The sequence below is a fragment of the Mycolicibacterium alvei genome, from assembly GCF_010727325.1.
GTDB lineage: Bacteria > Actinomycetota > Actinomycetes > Mycobacteriales > Mycobacteriaceae > Mycobacterium > Mycobacterium alvei.
Window position 1 is genome coordinate 58,360 of record NZ_AP022565.1, and the last position, 17,424, is coordinate 75,783.

The window sequence follows — 17,424 nt, forward strand, 5'->3', positions numbered from 1 at the left end:
TATGACCGACGCGATCGTGGTTCGGGGCGCCAACAAGCGTTACGGTGATTTTGCGGCGCTCGACAACATCGACTTCGAGGTGCCGTCGGGTTCGTTGACCGCACTGCTGGGCCCGAGCGGCTCGGGCAAGTCCACCCTGCTGCGCGCCATCGCGGGACTGGATCAACCCGACAGCGGGACCATCACCATCAACGGCCGCGACGTCACCGGGATACCGCCGCAGCGCCGCGATATCGGATTCGTGTTCCAACACTATGCGGCGTTCAAACACCTGACGGTCCGCGACAACGTGGCATTCGGCCTCAAGATTCGCAAGCGTCCCAAGGCCGAGGTCAAGGAGAAGGTCGACAACCTGCTGGAAGTGGTGGGCCTGGCCGGTTTTCAGACGCGCTACCCCAATCAGCTCTCCGGTGGTCAGCGCCAGCGGATGGCACTGGCGCGGGCGCTGGCGGTAGATCCGCAGGTGCTGCTGCTCGACGAGCCGTTCGGGGCGCTGGACGCCAAGGTGCGTGACGACCTCCGGACCTGGCTGCGCCGCCTGCACGACGAGGTGCACGTCACCACGGTGCTGGTGACACACGACCAGGCCGAGGCGCTGGATGTGGCGGACCGGATCGCGGTGCTCAACAAGGGGCGCATCGAACAGGTCGGTTCGCCGACCGAGGTGTATGACGAGCCTGCCAACGCGTTCGTGATGTCGTTCCTCGGCGCGGTGTCCGAGCTCAACGGAATTCTGGTGCGGCCCCACGATATTCGGGTGGGGCGTACACCCGAGATGGCCTTTGCCGCCGGTGACGGCACGGCCGAGGCCACCGGGGTGCTGCGGGCCACCATCGACCGGATCGTGATGCTGGGCTTCGAGGTGAGGGTCGAACTGACTGGTGCCGCAACCCATGTGCCGTTCATCGCGCAGATCACCCGCGGTGACGCCGAGGCGCTCGGGTTGCGGGAGGGCGACACGGTCTACGTGCGGGCCACCCGGGTTCCGCAGATTGCCGGGGGGATGCAGAGTCTGTTGAGCCACAAGGAGTCTGGCGACGATGCCGAGAACAGCAGCGATGAGGACGAGGCGCTGACCGTCCGCTGAGACGGTCAGCGCCGACAATACCGGGCCGGGGGATCAGGCCAGGGTCAGGAACAACTTCTCCAAATCGGCGACGTCCATCGGCGCGGCACCATCCGGACGGGTACCGGCCATGCACTCGCGCAGGCTGGTCGCGACGATTTTGAATCCGGCCCGGTCCAGCGCGCGGGAGACCGCGGCGAGCTGGGTGACCACGTCCTTGCAGTCGCGGCCCTGCTCGATCATCGAGATCACCCCGGCCAGCTGGCCCTGGGCCCGGCGCAGCCGGTTCAGGATGGCCGCGATCGATTCTTCGTCACAGACCATGGCTTTCCCGGTGGAAGCCGTTGTGGTTGTTGTCTTCTCGATTGAACTCATGCTGTCGTTCCCTTCGATCTAGATGGCGACGGTGGGTGGTCCGAGCAGTGCCCGCAGCGGGCACCAGTGAAATCGCAGGCAGCTGAATCTGGCCAGTGCGGCAAGTCCGATCAGCGCGGCGGTGACCAGCCCGGCTATCGGGTTCAGCTCCTCAGCCAGGATCACCGCGGCCATGATCAACACGAACCAGCCGAATCCCTGGCGCAACGCATCGGGATTCACCCGCGATGTCAGGCGGGCGCCGAGCAGGCTGCCCAGCACCGCGGCGGCGGTGAACATGGCGGCCACCGGCCAGTCGATGACGACGCTGTTCAGGTGACCGGCCAGACCGGCGAAGGAGTTCAGGGCAATCACGACCAGTGAGGTGCCGACCGCGACGGGCATCGGCAGCCCGGCCAGCATGACCAGGGCCGGTACCACCAGGAAGCCGCCTCCGGCGCCGACGGCTCCGGTGGCCAGGCCCACGCCGAGCCCCAGTGTGGCGGTCTTGACGACCGACGTCCGGCCCGTCGGCTCGGGTGTGGTGGTGTTGCGGCCCTTGATCATTGCCAGCCCGGTGGCGATCATCATGACCGCCAGCCCGATCAGCAGGACCGATCCCGGGACAAAGCGGCCGGCGGCGCCGCCCGCATAGGCACCGACCATCCCGGCCGCCCCGAACAGCAGGGCACTGCGCCACCGAACCCGGCCCGCTCGTGCATGCGAAACGGCGCTGAACGTGCTGGTGACCCCGACCACGACAAGCGACGTGGCGATCGCCTGCTTGGCCTCCATGCCGGCAACATAGGCCAGCAGTGGAACGGTCAGGATCGAGCCACCCCCGCCGAGGAGTCCGAGGGACACCCCGACCAGGACGGCCAGCACGACAGCGACGGCGATCATGCCAACATGCCCGAAGGTGTTTGCTTGGAACCGATCAGCTGCTCGACGACGCTCTGGGCATCGCACGACGCGCCCCGGTTGCACGGCAGCTTCGCCAGCATCATGCCCATGGCGCAGGTGTTGGTCAGCGCCGCGGTGGACAACCCGGCGCCGATCGCCGCGGCGACCCACTTCAGCTTGGGCGCCGCGATGCTGCCCAGGACGCTGCTCAGCACGATCGACCCCGCAACCAGGCGGACCTGGCGCTCCAGATCCCACCGCTGCGCACCGCGACGCACCTCGAACCCCTTGTCCTGCCAGGCCGTCATGCCGCCGTCGAGGATCGAGACATTCGGTAGACCGGCGTCGCGCAGGGTCTCGCCTGCGGTGCCGGCCCGTTGCCCGGAACGACAGATCAGCACGACGTTCTCGTCGAGGTGCTGGGCGATCTCATCCCGGTGTTCCTGCAGCAGATCCAGCGGCACGTTGTAAGCGCCTGCGATATGTGCGGTTTCGAATTCTCCGGGGGTACGGACGTCGATGAGCCGTGGGCCGTTAGCGGTCTGCGTGAGTACGTTCAGTTCGCCGGCGTCGATGATCGACGAGGTGGACATCAGGCACGACCTTTCAACATCAGGTTCCAGTACAACGCGGGCAGCCCGTACTTTTTCAGCAACCAGTACGGCCGGTGCGGCTTGACCGGATCGAGCAGGGGGAAGGACGGTTTGAGGGTGAAGTCGTAGTCGAACTCGGCCAGCAGCATCTCGCGCGAAGAGGTGACGATGGGGCAGGAGGCGTAGCCGTCGTAGGCCCCGGTCAGGGGCCGACCGCTGCGCACCGCGCCGATGTTCTCCACAACGACGGGGGCCTGTTTACGAATGGCTGCACCGGTTTTCGAGTTCGGCGACGAGCCCGCGTCGCCGAGGGCGAACACGTTCGGGTAGCGCACGTGCTGCATCGTGTGCTTGTCGATGTCCACGTAGCCGTTGGCGTCCCCGCCGACATGGCTGGTGGACAGCGGGCTGTTCTTGATCCAGTCCGGTGCCGACTGGTGCGGGACGGCGTGCAGTACGTCGTAGGGCAGCACTGTCTCGATGCCATCGGCGAGGTTCGTCATCGTCGCCTTGCGCGATGCCGAATCGATGGACCGCACCTCACTTCCGGTGTGCAGTGTGATGCCGTAGTCGGCGATGACCTTGTCCAGGTTGTCGGCGATCGCGGGGATACCGAAGATCCGCGGGGTCGGGACCACCAGGTGCACGTCGATGTTGTCGAGCACGCCTTCACGTCGCCAGTGATCGCAGGCCAGGTAGGCGATCTTCTGCGGTGCGCCGGCGCACTTGATCGGCCCCGACGGCATGGTGAACACCGCGGTGCCGGACCGCGTGTTGCGGATGAACTCCCATGTGCGCGGGGCGAGATCGAAGCGGTAGTTCGACGAGACGCCGTCCTTGCCGAGGGTGTCGGTCAGGCCTTCGGTGCGTTCCCAGTCGAGCTGGATACCCGGGGCCACGACCAGCACGTCGTAACCGTACGTCGTCCCGTCGGCACACGTGACCGTGTTGGCATCCGGATCGACCGAGGTCACCGCACTCTTGATCCACGTGGCGCCGCGCGGCATCACCGAGCCTTCGGCACGCTCGGTTTCGGCGGCGGTCGCCTGGCCGCCACCGACGAGTGTCCAGAATGGTTGGTAGTAGTGCTTGTCGGAGGGCTCGATGATCGCCACGTCGGTGTAGTGCTTGCGCAGCAACCGGGCCGCCACGGTGATCCCGGCAGTGCCGCCGCCGACGATCAGGACCTCATGCTTGACTGGAGTCGACATATTTGTGGTGCTTTCCTGTCTCTCAGACGGGTTGGGAACGGTGCCTGTCTCAGGCGGTCTGCGTGCTGTCCACCCAGGCGCCGTAGCCGCCCAGGATGTCGCTGACATCGGTGAAGCCGCGCTGGCGCAGCAGGCTGGCCGCCACCGACGAGCGGTAGCCGCCGGCGCAGTAGACCACGGTCGGGCGGGTCGGATCCAATTCGCCGGTCCGGTCCGGCAGCTGACCCACCGGGATGTTGACCGCGTCCGGGATCATGCCGTCCTCGGTCTCGCCGGGATTGCGCACATCGACGATCTGCAGGTCTGCGACCGCGGCAGCCCGCTCGCCGAAGGCGGTGGCGGTCAGGCGTGAGGCGACCGTCACGTCATCGGAGTGCTCGAACATCGTCCGTTCCGGATTGTCGAGGTAACCCAGCACCCGGTCGAACCCGATGCGCCCCAGCCGGTTCTTGCCCTCTCGTTCCTCGCCCGGATCGGTGACCAGCACGATGTCGACATCGTGCTTGACCACCGAGCCGGCGAACTCGGCGTAGCGCCCGGCCAGCCCGATGTTGATCGCGCCGCGCAGATGGCCCAGCGCGAAGTCTTCGGGGCTGCGGCCGTCGAGCAACATGGCTCCGCCTGCGACGGCATCGGTGACCTGTCGGAAGTCCAGCGCCACCGGGGTCGCGTCCTCGTCCAGCAGGGGGCGGTCCTTGCGGTTGAGGATCGCGTCGTAGACAAAGTATCCCGGGGCGGGCGGCTGTCCGGCGGTGACCAGCTCGATGAAGGTCTGCTTGTCCGGTGCACGCAGGGCGTAGTTGGTCTGCTTCTGCTCACCCATGGTGGACGACAGCTCGGTGGACAGGTTCTTGCCGCAGGCCGAACCCGCGCCGTGGGCCGGGAAGACCCGGGTGGCATCGGGAAGCGGCAGCAGCTTCTCGTGCAGCGAGTCGTACAGCTTGTCCGCCAGTTCATCCCGGGTGAAGCCGATCGAGGCCAACAGGTCCGGCCGGCCGACATCGCCGATGAACAGGGTGTCGCCGGTCAGCACGCCGTAGGGCAACTCGTCATCGGCGTGCTCGTAGACCACGATGCTCATGGATTCCGGGGTGTGGCCGGGGGTATGGCGGAACTCCAGCATCACCTCGCCGAGCGAGATGCGCTGACCGTCTTCGACTCCGGTGTGATCGAACTCCGGCGCCGCGACCGAGGAGTACACGATCTCGGCGCCGGTGGCCTCGGCCAGCTCGAGGTGGCCGGACAGGAAGTCGGCGTGGAAGTGGGTCTCGATCACGTGGGTGATCTGCATGCCCAACTTCTCGGCGTCGGCGACGTACTCGGAGACGTCGCGCTGCGGGTCGACGACGACGGCGCGCCCGGATGACTCGTCACCGATCAGGTATGACGCGTGCGACAGGCAGTCCAGGTAGTACTGGATGAACTTCATTGTTCGGCTCCTCGATGGGGGGTCCGTATACCTACGGGGGTATGCCAATGAAGTTCAATATACCCCTTGGGGTATAGGAGTCAAGCTGCCGAAGGCGCCCTCGATGGGGTGTCCGAGAGCGCGCCGGGCCGAGCGGTCAGGCGGCGAAGTCCGCGCTGCGCGCGGCCAGCGCCTCTTCGTAGCGATCCAGCACGGTGGCCGCCACCAGGCGGTGCGGACCGAGCGGTTCGGCCATCGGAATACCTGCGGCACAGGCGAATTCGGCGCCCCGGTCGGTGATGCGACCGTGTGCCAGGAACCAGGGGGCGATCACCAGACGGCGGGCGCCGCCTCGGCGTAAGCGCTCGACGGCCTCCGGCAGGGACGGGGGCTGGCCTGTGGCGAACGCCACCTCGGTGCCGACCCAGCGGGTGCCCTCGGCGAGCACTCCGGCCAGAGCGGCCGTACGCGCGTTCGCGGCGGGATGGGACGAACCCACTCCGACCAGGACCACGCCGAGGTCGGCATCGAATCGGGACACCCCCACTGCGGTCAGCCGCTCCCGCACCACCTGCAGCAGGCGGGGGTCATCCCCGAGCACGTCGGCCTGGGTCACCTCGGCTCCCGAGCCCGCGATCAGCTCGGGAATGTCGATCCGGGCGTGATAGGCGCTGCCCAGCAGCAGTGGCACCACCACGGCGCCCGGCTCGACCTCGGGCAGCACGTCGCCGAGGTTGGGTGTGTTCTGCTCGCAGAACGCCACCCGCACGTCGGTGTCAGGCAGCAGGCGGCGCAGGTGGCCGCCGATGGCATGCGCGTTCGCCGACGAACGCGGGTCCGCGCTGCCGTGTGCGGTGAGAACGAGCGTCACGGAAACCTCACGACGCGTGCAGCCCGCATTCGGTCTTCGACTGACCGGCCCACCGGCCGCTGCGCGGGTCGGCGCCGGCCACTGGTTTGGCGGTGCAGGGCGCACATCCGATGGATGGATAGCCTTCGTAGACAAGGGGATTGACCAGAATGTCGTTCGCGTCGATGTAGGCCTGCATGTCCTCGTCGGACCAGGCCGCGATCGGGTTGATCTTGACCAGGCCGAAGGCGGCGTCCCAGCTGATCAACGGGGCGTTGGCGCGCGTCGGCGCCTCCACCCGGCGGATACCGGTGACCCAGGCGGTGTAACCCGCCAGGGCCTTGCCCAGCGGCTCGACCTTGCGCATCCGGCAGCAGGACGCGGCGTCGCGGGCGAACAGATCCTTGCCGTGCAGCTCGTCCTGTCGGGCCACCGAGTTCTCGGGGTGGACGTTGACCACGTTCACGCCGTACACCTGTTCCACGGCGTCACGAGTGCCGATGGTCTCGGCGAAGTGGTACCCGGTGTCCAGGAACAGCACGTCGACCCCGGGGCGCACCTTGGCCGCCATCTCGACCAGCACCGCATCCTGCATGTTGGAGGCAACCACGTAATTGCCACCGAAGTGCTTGTCGGTCCAGCGCAGCAGCTCCTCGGCGCCGGCGTCGGCCAGCTCGGCCGCACCGCGCTCGGCCAACTCGATCAGTTCGGCTTCAGTCAACGTGGTCACCTCAAGTCGTCTTCGTCGGCGCGCACGGCCCACTGAGCGAAACGCTCGCCGTTCTCGCGTTGTTTCACGAAATTGCGGACCACCCGATCGACGTAGTCGACGAGCTCGGTGGCCAGCACCTTGTGCTGGCGCAGTTTGCGGCCGAATCCGCTGTCCAGACCGAGGCTGCCGCCGAGGTGGACCTGGAAGCCCTCTTCGGGGCCGTTTCCTTCGTCGACCATCTGACCCTTGAAACCGATGTCGGCGACCTGGATGCGGGCGCACGAGTTGGGGCAACCGTTGAGGTTCACGGTGATCGGCACATCGAGTTCGGCGTTGAGGTCGCCCAGGCGTGCCTCCAGTTCGGGCACGAGCGTCTGGGCCCGTCCCCGGGTGTCGGCGAAGCTCAACTTGCAGTACTCGATGCCGGTGCAGGCCATCAGGTTGCGACGCCAATGCGACGGGCGGGTGTCCAGGCCCAGCGCGTCCAGACCGTCGCGCAGCGCGTCGAGCTTGTCATCGGGCACGTCGAGGATGATCAGCTTCTGGTAGGCGGTCAACCGCGCCCGGTCCGAGCCGGCGGCCTCCATCAGGTCGGCCACCTTGGACAGGATGGTGCCCGAGACCCGGCCGGCGATGGCCGAGGCGCCTACGGCGTTCAGGCCGTTGCGGATCTTCTGTACGCCCACGTGGTCCACGGTGTGCGGCACCTGCTCGGGTGCCGGCCCATCGATGAGGGGGCGCTTCAGGTACTCGGTCTCGAGAACTTCCCGAAACTTCTCTACGCCCCAGTCCTTGATCAGGAACTTCAGCCGCGCCTTGGAACGCAGCCGCCGGTAGCCGTAGTCCCGGAAGGTCGACGTGACGGCTTCCCAGACCTCGGCCACCTCCTCCAGCGGGACCCACACCCCGAGGCGTTGGGCCAGCATCGGGTTGGTGGACAGCCCGCCGCCGACCCAGACGTCCAGGCCGGGACCGTGCTCGGGGTGGACGACGCCGATGAACGAGACGTCGTTGATCTCGTGGGCGACATCCTGCAGGCCCGAGATCGCCGTCTTGTACTTGCGCGGCAGGTTGGAGAACTCGGGGTTGCCGATGTAGCGCTGTTCGATCTCCCTGAGCGCGGGCGTCGGGTCGAGCACCTCGTCGAGAGAATCCCCGGCCAGCGGTGAGCCCAGCATGCCGCGCGGGCAGTCGCCGCACGCCTCCATCGTCTGCAACCCGACCTCGTCCAGCCGGCGCCAGATCTCGGGGATGTCCTCGATGCGCAGCCAGTGGTATTGCAGGTTCTCCCGGTCGGTGATGTCGGCGCTCTCGCGCGCGAACTCGGTCGAGATCTGTCCGAGGGTGCGGACGGCCCGGGCGGACATCGCCTTGCCGTCGGTGCGCACCCGCATCATGAAGTACTCGGCCTCGAGCAGGTCGGCGTTGTCGTCACCGGTGAAGGTGCCGTCGTAGCCCTCGGTGCGCTGGGTGTAGAGGCCCATCCACCGGAACCGGCCGCGCAGGTCGTCCGCGACGATGCTGGCAAAGCCCTGCTTGGAGTAGACGTTGATGATGCGATCACGCACGTTGAGTGCGTCGTCTTCCTGCTTGAACGTCTCAGGATGGTTCAGTGGCTCGCGGTTGCCGAGCGCCCACTGGCCTTCATCGCGGGGGCGTTTGGCGGGACGGGCCTTGGCAGGGGCTTCCGGGGTTGTTGTCACTGTTGTGCTCCTTGGAGAAAGGAGCTGGCATGCAGACCGCGCAGATCACCGGTGGCTGACCGGCAGCGCAGATCCGGTGCCAGCTGAGAATATGAGGCGGGCGGGGTCCGAAATCAACGCAGATTCAGGGCAGACAGCAACAGCTACATACGCGCTTGAAATCGACATGCCGACGTGCCACCAGCGCAATGCGGGTGGAGCTGTTGTGGGCGGCAGTCACGCCAGCCATTCTGCCATGATTGTCGGCAAGCCCCTAACCGGGCGATATTTGCGCTCGGGGTGAGCGAAGGTCTTCGCTGGACAGTCTGGGAAAATCAGACGATGAACACCCGCACGGCACCCGTCGTCCAACCCCAGTTGGTCCCGATGCCGGGTCGTGTGTTCGGCATCTACATCCACGTGCCGTTCTGCGCGACGCGATGCGGATACTGCGACTTCAACACCTATACGCCGGCCGAATCGGGTGGAGCGAACCCCGACAGCTGGCTGGCCGCGCTGCGCGTCGAACTGGCCCTGGCCGCCGCAACCGTCGGTTCCATACCGGTCCACACGGTGTTCGTGGGCGGCGGCACGCCATCCTTACTCGGCGGCGCCGGTCTGGCCGCGGTACTCGGCGCAGTCCGTGACAATTTCGAACTGGTTGCCGACGCCGAGGTGACCACCGAGGCCAACCCGGAATCCACCTCGCCCGAGCTGTTCGCGACGTTGCGCGAGGCCGGCTACACCCGGATATCGCTGGGGATGCAGTCGGCTGCGCCGCAGGTCCTGGCGGTGCTGGACCGCACGCATTCCCCGGGGCGGGCGCCCGCGGCGGCCGTGGAGGCCAGGGCTGCGGGGTTCGAGCACGTCAACATCGACCTGATCTACGGCACGCCGGGGGAGACCGACGACGATCTGCGGCGTTCGATCGACGTTGCGGTGGACGCGGGTGCCGACCACGTGTCCGCGTATTCACTGATCGTCGAGGACGGCACGGCCCTGGCTCGTCGCGTGCGCCGGGGCGAGATCGCCCGGCCCGACGACGACGTGCTCGCGCAGCGCTACGAACTGCTCGACAGTCGGCTGTCGGCGGCGGGCCTGAGCTGGTACGAGGTGTCGAACTGGAGCCGCGAGGGCGGCGAGTGCCGGCACAACCTCGGCTACTGGGGCGGTGGCGAATGGTGGGGCGCCGGACCGGGAGCGCACGGCTTCCTGGGTGCCACCCGATGGTGGAACATCAAGCACCCCAATGCTTATGCGCAGTCGCTGGGCGAAAATCGTTTGCCGATAGCCGATTTCGAGGAGCTCAGTGCCCGCGACCGGCATGTGGAGGAAGTGATGCTGAGGGTCAGGCTGCGCGACGGACTCCCGCGTACCCTGCTCGATGCCGACGAACTGGCTCGCGCCGAGACGCTCTGTGGCGAAGGGCTACTTGTACGGCAGGACGATGCCCTGGTGCTGACCGACCGTGGTCGCCTGCTTGCCGACGGAGTCGTGCGCGACCTGCTGGGGTAGGACCCATGTGAGTGACCTAACACCGCACCGCGGTGACGGGCGAAGTCGAAGAACGTAGGTGCCGTGGCCGCGCCGAGCGGTATACGTGCACGTCATGGCCGCGGGGAGTCTCCCCGCAGATTCGCGGTTTCGGTGCGGGGTAGAGCCCCTGATCGGTTGGGCGATGTGCCACTATTGTCCGCATGTCGGCTCCCAATTTAGGCAAGGCTATCCAGACTTATGCTCGGTCGGGATCCTGCTGACATGGCATCCGAGGCTTCTGGTCCGGAACCCATCGCCGTGATCGGCATCGGTTGCCGCGTCGCGGGCAACGTCACAAATCCCGCGGACTTCTGGAATTTCCTGCTCGAGGGCCGCAGCCATGTCACCGAGGTGCCGGCGGAGCGGTGGGAGCCGTACCTGCGGCGTGACCCACGCAACGCGGCTGTCCTGCGCGAGGTCACCCGACTCGGAACCTTCCTCGACGATCTGGCCGGCTTCGACGCCGAGTTCTTCGGTGTATCGCCGCGTGAGGCCGAGGTGATGGATCCCCAGCAGCGGATGGCGCTCGAGGTCAGCTGGGAGGCGCTCGAACACGCCGGAGTGTCGCCGCGCGCGCTCGCCGGCAGTGACACCGCCGTGCTGATGGGCGTCAACTCCGACGACTACGGCAAGTTGATCATGGAAGACCTGCCCGGGATCGACGCCTGGACCGGCATCGGAACCTCGCTCTGCGGTATCGCCAACCGGGTCTCGCACCTGCTCGATCTCCGCGGCCCGAGCGTGGCGCTGGACGCCGCGTGCGCGGCCTCGCTGGTCGCAGTGCACCAGGCCTGCCAGATGCTGCGGGCGGGCGAGACATCGCTGGCCCTGGCCGGCGGGGTCAGCGCGTTGATCGGTCCGGGTCTCACCCGAGTGCTCGACGAGGCCGGAGCCACCGCCCCCGACGGTCGCTGCAAGACCTTCGATGCCGCGGCCGACGGCTACGGACGAGGTGAAGGCGCCGGTGTGGTCGTGCTCAAGCGACTCGCGGACGCTCAGCGCGACGGTGATCGAATCCTGGCCGTGGTGCGAGGCGGTGCCACAGCGCAGGACGGCCGCACCGTGGGCATCATGTCGCCCAACGGAGCTGCCCAGGCGGACATGTTCCGGCGCGCGTGCCAGATGTCGGGTGTCGACCCGGCTGACATCGGATACCTCGAGGCGCACGGAACCGGAACTCCCACCGGCGATCCCACCGAGGTCGCGGCACTCGCCGAGGTGTACGGCGCCGGGCGTGGCGATCAGGACCGGTGCCGCATCGGATCGGTCAAACCCAACATCGGCCACCTCGAGGGCGGCGCCGGAGTGATGGGCCTGATCAAGACGGTGCTGGCGTTGCACCACGAGACGATCCCGCCCACCGCCGGACTGCGCCACCTCACCGACGCGGTGGACTGGGCCAACAGCGGCCTCCGGGTGCCCACGACGGTCGAACCCTGGGCACGCACCGACACCCCGCGTCGGGCCGCGGTGTGCAGCTACGGCTACGGCGGCACGATCGCGCACGTCCTGCTCGAAGAGGCTCCGGCACAACAGAACATGACGCGGCACTCATCCGGTCCGGTGATCGTCCCGATCTCGGCGCGTTCCGCGCAGCGGCTGGCCCGCCAGGCCGAAGCGCTCGCAGACCACCTGCGGGCCGGACACCAGGAGATCGCACCGGTGTCCGCCACGCTGTGGGCGCGGCGTGCGCACGAACCGGTCCGGGCCGCGGTGATCGCCGAACACCGGCATGAGCTGATCGCCGGCCTCGATGCGCTGGCCCGCGGTGAATCCGGCGCCGTCCTGGTCACCGGCGAGCTCCCGGGCGGGCAGGCCCGCGACGCGGTGTGGGTGTTCTCCGGGCACGGCTCGCACTGGGCCGGAATGGGACGTGAACTCCTCACGGCCGAAACCACTTTCGCTCGCATCATCGACGAGGTTGACGAGGTGTTCGGGCGTGAGCTCGGATTCTCCGCCCGCGCGGCGCTGAGTACCGGCGCTGCTACCGGCGAGCTGGGCTGACCTTCGCCGACGGATCCGCGCTGCGCGATGCAGGGGGCTTGCGCGGCCGGCGGCGGTGATCGGGCACTCGGTCGGTGAGGTCGCGGCGTGCGTGGTGTCCGGCGTGTTCGAGCTGAGCGAGGGTGCGGCCGTGGCCTGCTACCGCGCCCGCGGCTTCCGCTCCGTGATGGGCTGTGGCGCGATGGCATTGGTCCGGTTGCCGTTCGCCGAGGCGCAGCAGCGGTTGGGCGGCCGCACCGACGTGGTGGCGGCCATCAGCGCGTCGACCGATTCCTGTGTCATCTCGGGCCTCACCGAAGCGGTCGAGGAGGTCTGTGAATCGTGGGCCGAGCAGGGCATCGTGGTGCGCCGGGTGAACACCGACGTGGCATTTCACAGCCCCGCGATGGATGAGCTGACCGGTGCGCTGGCCGCGAACGTGGCGGGGCTTCAACCCCCGCGGGATGCGGCGATCCCGTTGTACAGCACCGCGTTGGCCGATGCGCGTTCCACCGCACCACGCGACGCCGCCTACTGGGTTCAGAATCTGCGCGGGCAGGTCCGGTTCGCCGAGGCTGTCACCGCCGCGGCCGAGGACGGCCACCGGTTGTTCCTCGAAGTCTCTGCTCATCCGGTTGTATCGCATTCCATCGTCGAGACCCTGCTACATCTGGGAATGGACGACCACGCCGTCGTACCACTGCTGCGTCGTGATACACCCGAGCTTCCGGCCGTCAGATCCGCTGTCGCATCGCTGTACTGCCACGGAGCCGAGATCGAACATGGTGTCGCCGAGACTGATTCGTGGGACGCCGACCTGCCGGTCACCCAATGGCAGCACCGGCACTTCTGGCGCATTCCGACCGCAGCACCCGGCGGGCGGGCGGTCCACGACACCACCAGTCACACGCTGCTCGGCGGCCGCACCGAGGTGGCCGGAACAGTCGCCACCCGCATGTGGCAGACCCGGTTGGACTTCGACACCCGGCCCTATCCCGGTGACCACCCGGTCGGGGGTACCGAAATCGTCCCTGCCGCAGTGCTGTTGAACACGTTCCTGTCGGCGGCCGGCGCGGGCGCCGCATCGGGTTCAGGCGCGGGCGCCGCATCGGGTTCAGGCGCGGGCGCCGCATCGGGTTCAGGCGCGGGCGCCGCACTCACCGATGTGCGGCTGCGCACCCCCGTGGCACCGGCGCGCGCCCGCGACCTGCAGGTCGTGCTGGCCGACCGCGAACTCACGCTGGCCTCGCGGCTGGCGGATGCCGCCGACGATCAGGACGGCGGATGGCTGACCCACAGCAGTGCGGTGGTCGCCCGTGACGACGTAGACGAGACCGTCGACATGTCCATCGACCTCGCTGCGGCTCGGTTACGTTGCCGCGAACAGCTGGCACCGCGCCACGTGATCGACTTCCTCGCCGAGCTCGGGGTCGCGGCCATGGGATTCGATTGGGACATCAAGGATCTGCGCCGTGGTGAGGACGAACTGCTGGCGCGGGTGAACGCCGAGTCCGACGGCGCACAGCCCGGCACCTGGGCCTCGCTGGTGGACGCGGCCACGTCCGCCGCCTCCATCAGTTTCGACGGACCGCCCCGACTGCGGATGCCCGCCCGAATCGAACGGGTGCAGGTCTGGGGTGTACCGCCGGCTGCCGCGCTGCTGTCGGTGCGGCGCAGACCCGGTACCACCACTACCGACGTGGCGATCACCGATGAATCCGGATCGATACTGCTGTCGATCACCGGGATGACTTTTGAGGAGCTCGAGAATCCGGGGCGCGATTGGTCGGCCACCGACGTACGCCGGATCGTGCACCGGGTGGCGTGGAATCCGGTCTCGGCGCGGGATGGGCGGCCGCCCACCGGGGTGGTGCTGATCGGCGGGGATGTCGACCGGCTGGAGACCGCGGTCGACGACCTGACCGCGGCCGCAGTGCCCTACCTGGCGCTCGAAGGCCCCGCCGAACTGGAGTCGGTTATCGAGTTCGGCTCGTTGCCAAGCGAACTCGGTAATCTTCCGGTGGTGCTGGTGCTGCCGCGGGCCGATGACTCGCCGGAGGCGGCCGTCGACCTGGTGACCGCGACGTTGGCGCTGCAGCAGCACCTGGGCCTGTCGGCGCGACTGTGGGCGCTGACCGTCGGCGTGTATGAGGGAGGCAATGTGACCCATGCCCCGTTGTGGGGACTGGGGCGGGTTGCCGCGGCCGAACATCCGCAGTTGTGGGGCGGTGTCGTCGATGTGGCCGACGGATGCCTGCCGCTGGCGGCGCTGGGATCGCTGGCCGGACACGGCGTATTGGTGGTCCGTGACGGGGTGACGATGGCCGCGCGTCTCTCGGCATCCGGCGCGGGTACCGCCGACCCGATGGAGTGTGTGCCGGGGGGCACCTACCTGATCACCGGCGGGACCGGAGCATTGGGTCTGCGGATGGCCCAGCGCCTGGCCGATCTCGGCGCCCGTCGTCTCGTGTTGTTGTCCCGCTCGGGCCTGGGCGACCGGTCGGCCTGGGCGGACGACACGCATTCGGCGGCGATCCGCGCGGTCACCGCACTGGAGGAGCGTGGCGTGTCGGTCACGGTCGCCGCGGTGGACATCGGGGCACCCGGGTCGGCCGACGCCCTGCGTGACGTGCTGCGGCCGCTACCACCGGTACGCGGCGTCATCCACGCAGCTGGGGTGGAAGCCGGTGCGTTGCTGATGAATACGACTTCCGACGAGTTCGCCACCGCGATGCACCCCAAGGTGAACGGCACGCTGGTGCTGCACGAGGTGTTCCCGCCCGCGCAACTCGACTGGATGGTTCTGTTCTCCTCGTGCGGCTACCTGGCCGGTTTCCCGGGCCAGGGCGCCTACGGCTGCGCCAATTCGTTCCTCGACGGGATGGCCCGGCACCGGCGCAGCCTCGGGGACCGCACCACGGCCGTTGCCTGGACAGCGTGGCGCGGACTGGGGATGGGTTCGGCATCGGAGTTCGTGGCCGCACAACTGGATGCACTCGGCATGGGCACGGTCACCGCCGACGATGCGCTGCTGGCGCTGGATCTGGCGATGCGGGAGGACGCCGCCAACGTCGTCGTGCTGCCGGTCCTGCCCGCGGCTGCGGCCGTGCCGATACTGGCCGATGTCGCACCTGAGGATGAGCCTGACGACGACCCGTCGTCGGCAGCGGGGGAGTACGATCCGGCTCAGCTTGCCGCCCAGGTATTGACTGCAGTGGCAAGCCAATTGGGGCTGGCCGAGTCCGATGTCAACGTCGACCTGCCGCTGGTGGAACTGGGCGTCGACTCGATCATGACCGTGCGGTTGCGCCGTCACCTGGAGAAGCAGACCGGGTTGTCGTTGCCGCCGACCCTGTTGTGGGAGCACCCCACCGCGGCAGCGGTCACCGCCAGGATCGTCGAACTGCTGGAGCCCGCCGCGGAGCCAGTGGTGCGGGCGGGACATTAGCCGGTGATCGCGGCGATCACCTTCTTCTTGTCGACCTTGCCCACCGCGGTGGTGGGTAGGGCCGGCATCGGGACCAGCACATCGGGCCGGGCATGAGCGGACGCGCCCCGCTGGTCGAGGAACTCGTTGAGCTGAACCAGGTTGATCGGAGCGCCCTGGAAAACCACTGCGGCACAGATTTTTTCGCCGAGGTATTCGTCAGGAAGGGCCACGGCGGCGGCCGCGTACACCGCCGGGTGGGTCAGCAGGTGGTCCTCAAGATCGGTGGCCGATACCGTCTCGCCGCCGCGGTGGATGACGTCCTTGATACGGCCGGTCACCTCGACGTAGCCGGCGCGCGGCCCATCGGTGAAGATCCGGACCCGGTCGCCGGTGCGGTAGAAACCGTCGGGGCTGAACGAGCGGACGTTGGCCTCGTCGGCGCGGTAGTAGCCGTTGAGTGTGTACGGTCCGCGCACCAGTAGCTCGCCCTCCTGGCCGGGGGTGACCTCGTGGCCGTCCTCGTCGACCACCCGCATCTCGTCGTGCGGTGACATCGGCCGGCCCTGGGTATGTTCGACCACGTCTACCGGATCGCCGGGACGGGTGAAATTCAGCATGCCTTCGGCCATTCCGAAGATCTGCTGTAGTCCCGGACTCAGGCCCTCGCGGATGAAGCGGGCCTCCTCGGGGGACATTCGTGATCCGCCCACCTGGACCACGCGCAACGAGGTGGGCAGTACCGGTTCCCAGTCGCAGGCCTGGGTCCAGAGCTTGGCCAGAGCGTTGACGAGGCCGGTCACCGTGACGCCGTGGGTGTCGATCAGGGCGAAGGCCGACTCGGGACTGGGGTCGTCGGTGTAGACCGTCGTCGCCCCGACCGTCATCGAGCCGAGCAGGCCGGGACAGGCGAACGGGAAGTTGTGGCCGGCGGGCAGAACCGCGAGATACACGTCGTCGTGCACCATTTCGCAGGCTCGGGCACATGCCGCGGCGTTGTAGAGGTAGTCGTCGTGAGTGCGGGGGATGAGCTTGGGCAGCCCGGTGGTCCCGCCGGACACCAGCAGCACTGCCGGGCTACCGGTGTCCAAGGAGATGTTCGGTGGGCCGGGGTCGCTGAAATCCTTGAGGGCCGACCAGGATTGGAAGGAACCGGGGTCGCCGTCGACGAGGATGTGGCGCAGTCGGGGGTGTTCGGCAACGAGTTGGGCAGCCAGGTCGCGGTAGTCGAATCCGGCGATGACGTCGGGGATCACCAGCCCGACGGCACCGCTGACGTCGGCGAAATGGCCCAGCTCGGCCGAGCGGTGACCGGGTAGGCACAACACCGGTACCGCCCCGGCGCGAAGCAGTCCGAACGCGGCGACCGCGAATTCGCGCGTGTTCGGCAGTTGTACCAGGATGCGGTCACCCGGAGTGATGCCCCGGTCGGCCAGGGCGGCGCCAAGTCGGTCGGCGAGGGCGTCCAGTTCGGCGAAGGTGTGGCTGCCGGTGGCGTCGACTACGGCAGCTTTGGCGGGCCAGCGCTGTGCGGCCTCGCGCAGGATGCTGTCCAGCGCTTTGCCCTGCCAGTAGCCGGCTTGGCGGTACACCTCGGCACGGTCGTCGGGAAACCGGGTGAATCCGTCCGCCAGCTCGTCCTGTGCACGGTCAAAACCGGTGGTCATCGCTGTTCTGGCTCCCGTCGGGTGAGTATGTC

Annotated in this window: 12 protein-coding genes and 1 pseudogene; 3 read left to right on the top strand and 10 right to left on the bottom strand. The window is 68.0% G+C overall.

Features of this window, described 5'->3' with window-relative positions:
- Window position 1: 1 nt before the first annotated feature.
- Window positions 2-1,087 carry a sulfate/molybdate ABC transporter ATP-binding protein gene (locus G6N44_RS00280; protein ID WP_235682901.1) on the top strand — a complete coding sequence of 362 codons (1,086 nt, stop codon included), beginning with the start codon at window positions 2-4 and terminating at the stop codon, window positions 1,085-1,087.
- Between the two features lie 33 nt (window positions 1,088-1,120).
- Here G6N44_RS00280 and G6N44_RS00285 read toward each other — a convergent pair whose 3' ends face one another.
- From G6N44_RS00285 to G6N44_RS29805, 9 genes are all read right to left on the bottom strand, one after another.
- On the bottom strand, window positions 1,121-1,390 hold the full coding sequence (locus tag G6N44_RS00285) for a metal-sensitive transcriptional regulator (protein ID WP_163669425.1): 270 nt from the start codon (window positions 1,388-1,390) through the stop codon (window positions 1,121-1,123).
- Window positions 1,391-1,459: 69 nt separating this feature from the next.
- A complete protein-coding gene (locus G6N44_RS00290) occupies window positions 1,460-2,323 on the bottom strand; it encodes a sulfite exporter TauE/SafE family protein (RefSeq protein ID WP_163660116.1) in 864 nt (287 codons plus the stop codon).
- Window positions 2,320-2,916, bottom strand: a complete 597-nt coding sequence (locus G6N44_RS00295; RefSeq protein ID WP_163660117.1) for a rhodanese-like domain-containing protein — start codon at window positions 2,914-2,916, stop codon at window positions 2,320-2,322. Before G6N44_RS00295 ends, G6N44_RS00290 begins: the two co-directional genes overlap by 4 nt.
- Window positions 2,916-4,127, bottom strand: coding sequence for an NAD(P)/FAD-dependent oxidoreductase (locus G6N44_RS00300; protein WP_163660119.1), 1,212 nt, complete (start codon window positions 4,125-4,127; stop codon window positions 2,916-2,918). The genes G6N44_RS00295 and G6N44_RS00300 overlap by 1 nt, the downstream gene beginning before the upstream one ends.
- Window positions 4,128-4,176: 49 nt before the next feature.
- Window positions 4,177-5,556 carry an MBL fold metallo-hydrolase gene (locus G6N44_RS00305; RefSeq protein ID WP_163660121.1) on the bottom strand — a complete coding sequence of 460 codons (1,380 nt, stop codon included), beginning with the start codon at window positions 5,554-5,556 and terminating at the stop codon, window positions 4,177-4,179.
- A gap of 136 nt (window positions 5,557-5,692) precedes the next feature.
- A complete protein-coding gene (locus G6N44_RS00310) occupies window positions 5,693-6,406 on the bottom strand; it encodes a sirohydrochlorin chelatase (RefSeq protein WP_163660123.1) in 714 nt (237 codons plus the stop codon).
- A 7-nt stretch (window positions 6,407-6,413) separates the two neighbouring features.
- Window positions 6,414-7,106, bottom strand: coding sequence for a phosphoadenylyl-sulfate reductase (locus G6N44_RS00315; protein ID WP_276039186.1), 693 nt, complete (start codon window positions 7,104-7,106; stop codon window positions 6,414-6,416).
- A 5-nt stretch (window positions 7,107-7,111) separates the two neighbouring features.
- Entirely contained in the window at window positions 7,112-8,800 is a 1,689-nt protein-coding gene (locus G6N44_RS00320; protein ID WP_163660127.1) for a nitrite/sulfite reductase, read from the bottom strand.
- Between the two features lie 124 nt (window positions 8,801-8,924).
- Complete coding sequence (locus G6N44_RS29805; RefSeq protein WP_372508126.1) at window positions 8,925-9,029, bottom strand: Ms4527A family Cys-rich leader peptide; 105 nt, start codon at window positions 9,027-9,029, stop codon at window positions 8,925-8,927.
- Between the two features lie 92 nt (window positions 9,030-9,121).
- Here G6N44_RS29805 and hemW point away from each other — a divergent pair, with 92 nt between their 5' ends.
- Together hemW and G6N44_RS00330 are read left to right on the top strand one after the other, a co-directional pair.
- Window positions 9,122-10,294, top strand: a complete 1,173-nt coding sequence (gene hemW / locus G6N44_RS00325) for a radical SAM family heme chaperone HemW (protein ID WP_163660129.1) — start codon at window positions 9,122-9,124, stop codon at window positions 10,292-10,294.
- Window positions 10,295-10,582: 288 nt separating this feature from the next.
- Window positions 10,583-15,746: pseudogene (locus tag G6N44_RS00330) on the top strand (type I polyketide synthase).
- Here the strand turns inward: G6N44_RS00330 and G6N44_RS00335 are convergent.
- On the bottom strand, window positions 15,743-17,392 hold the full coding sequence (locus G6N44_RS00335) for a (2,3-dihydroxybenzoyl)adenylate synthase (RefSeq protein WP_163660131.1): 1,650 nt from the start codon (window positions 17,390-17,392) through the stop codon (window positions 15,743-15,745). The pseudogene G6N44_RS00330 and the gene G6N44_RS00335 sit on opposite strands and share 4 nt — an antisense overlap.
- Window positions 17,393-17,424: the final 32 nt, after the last annotated feature.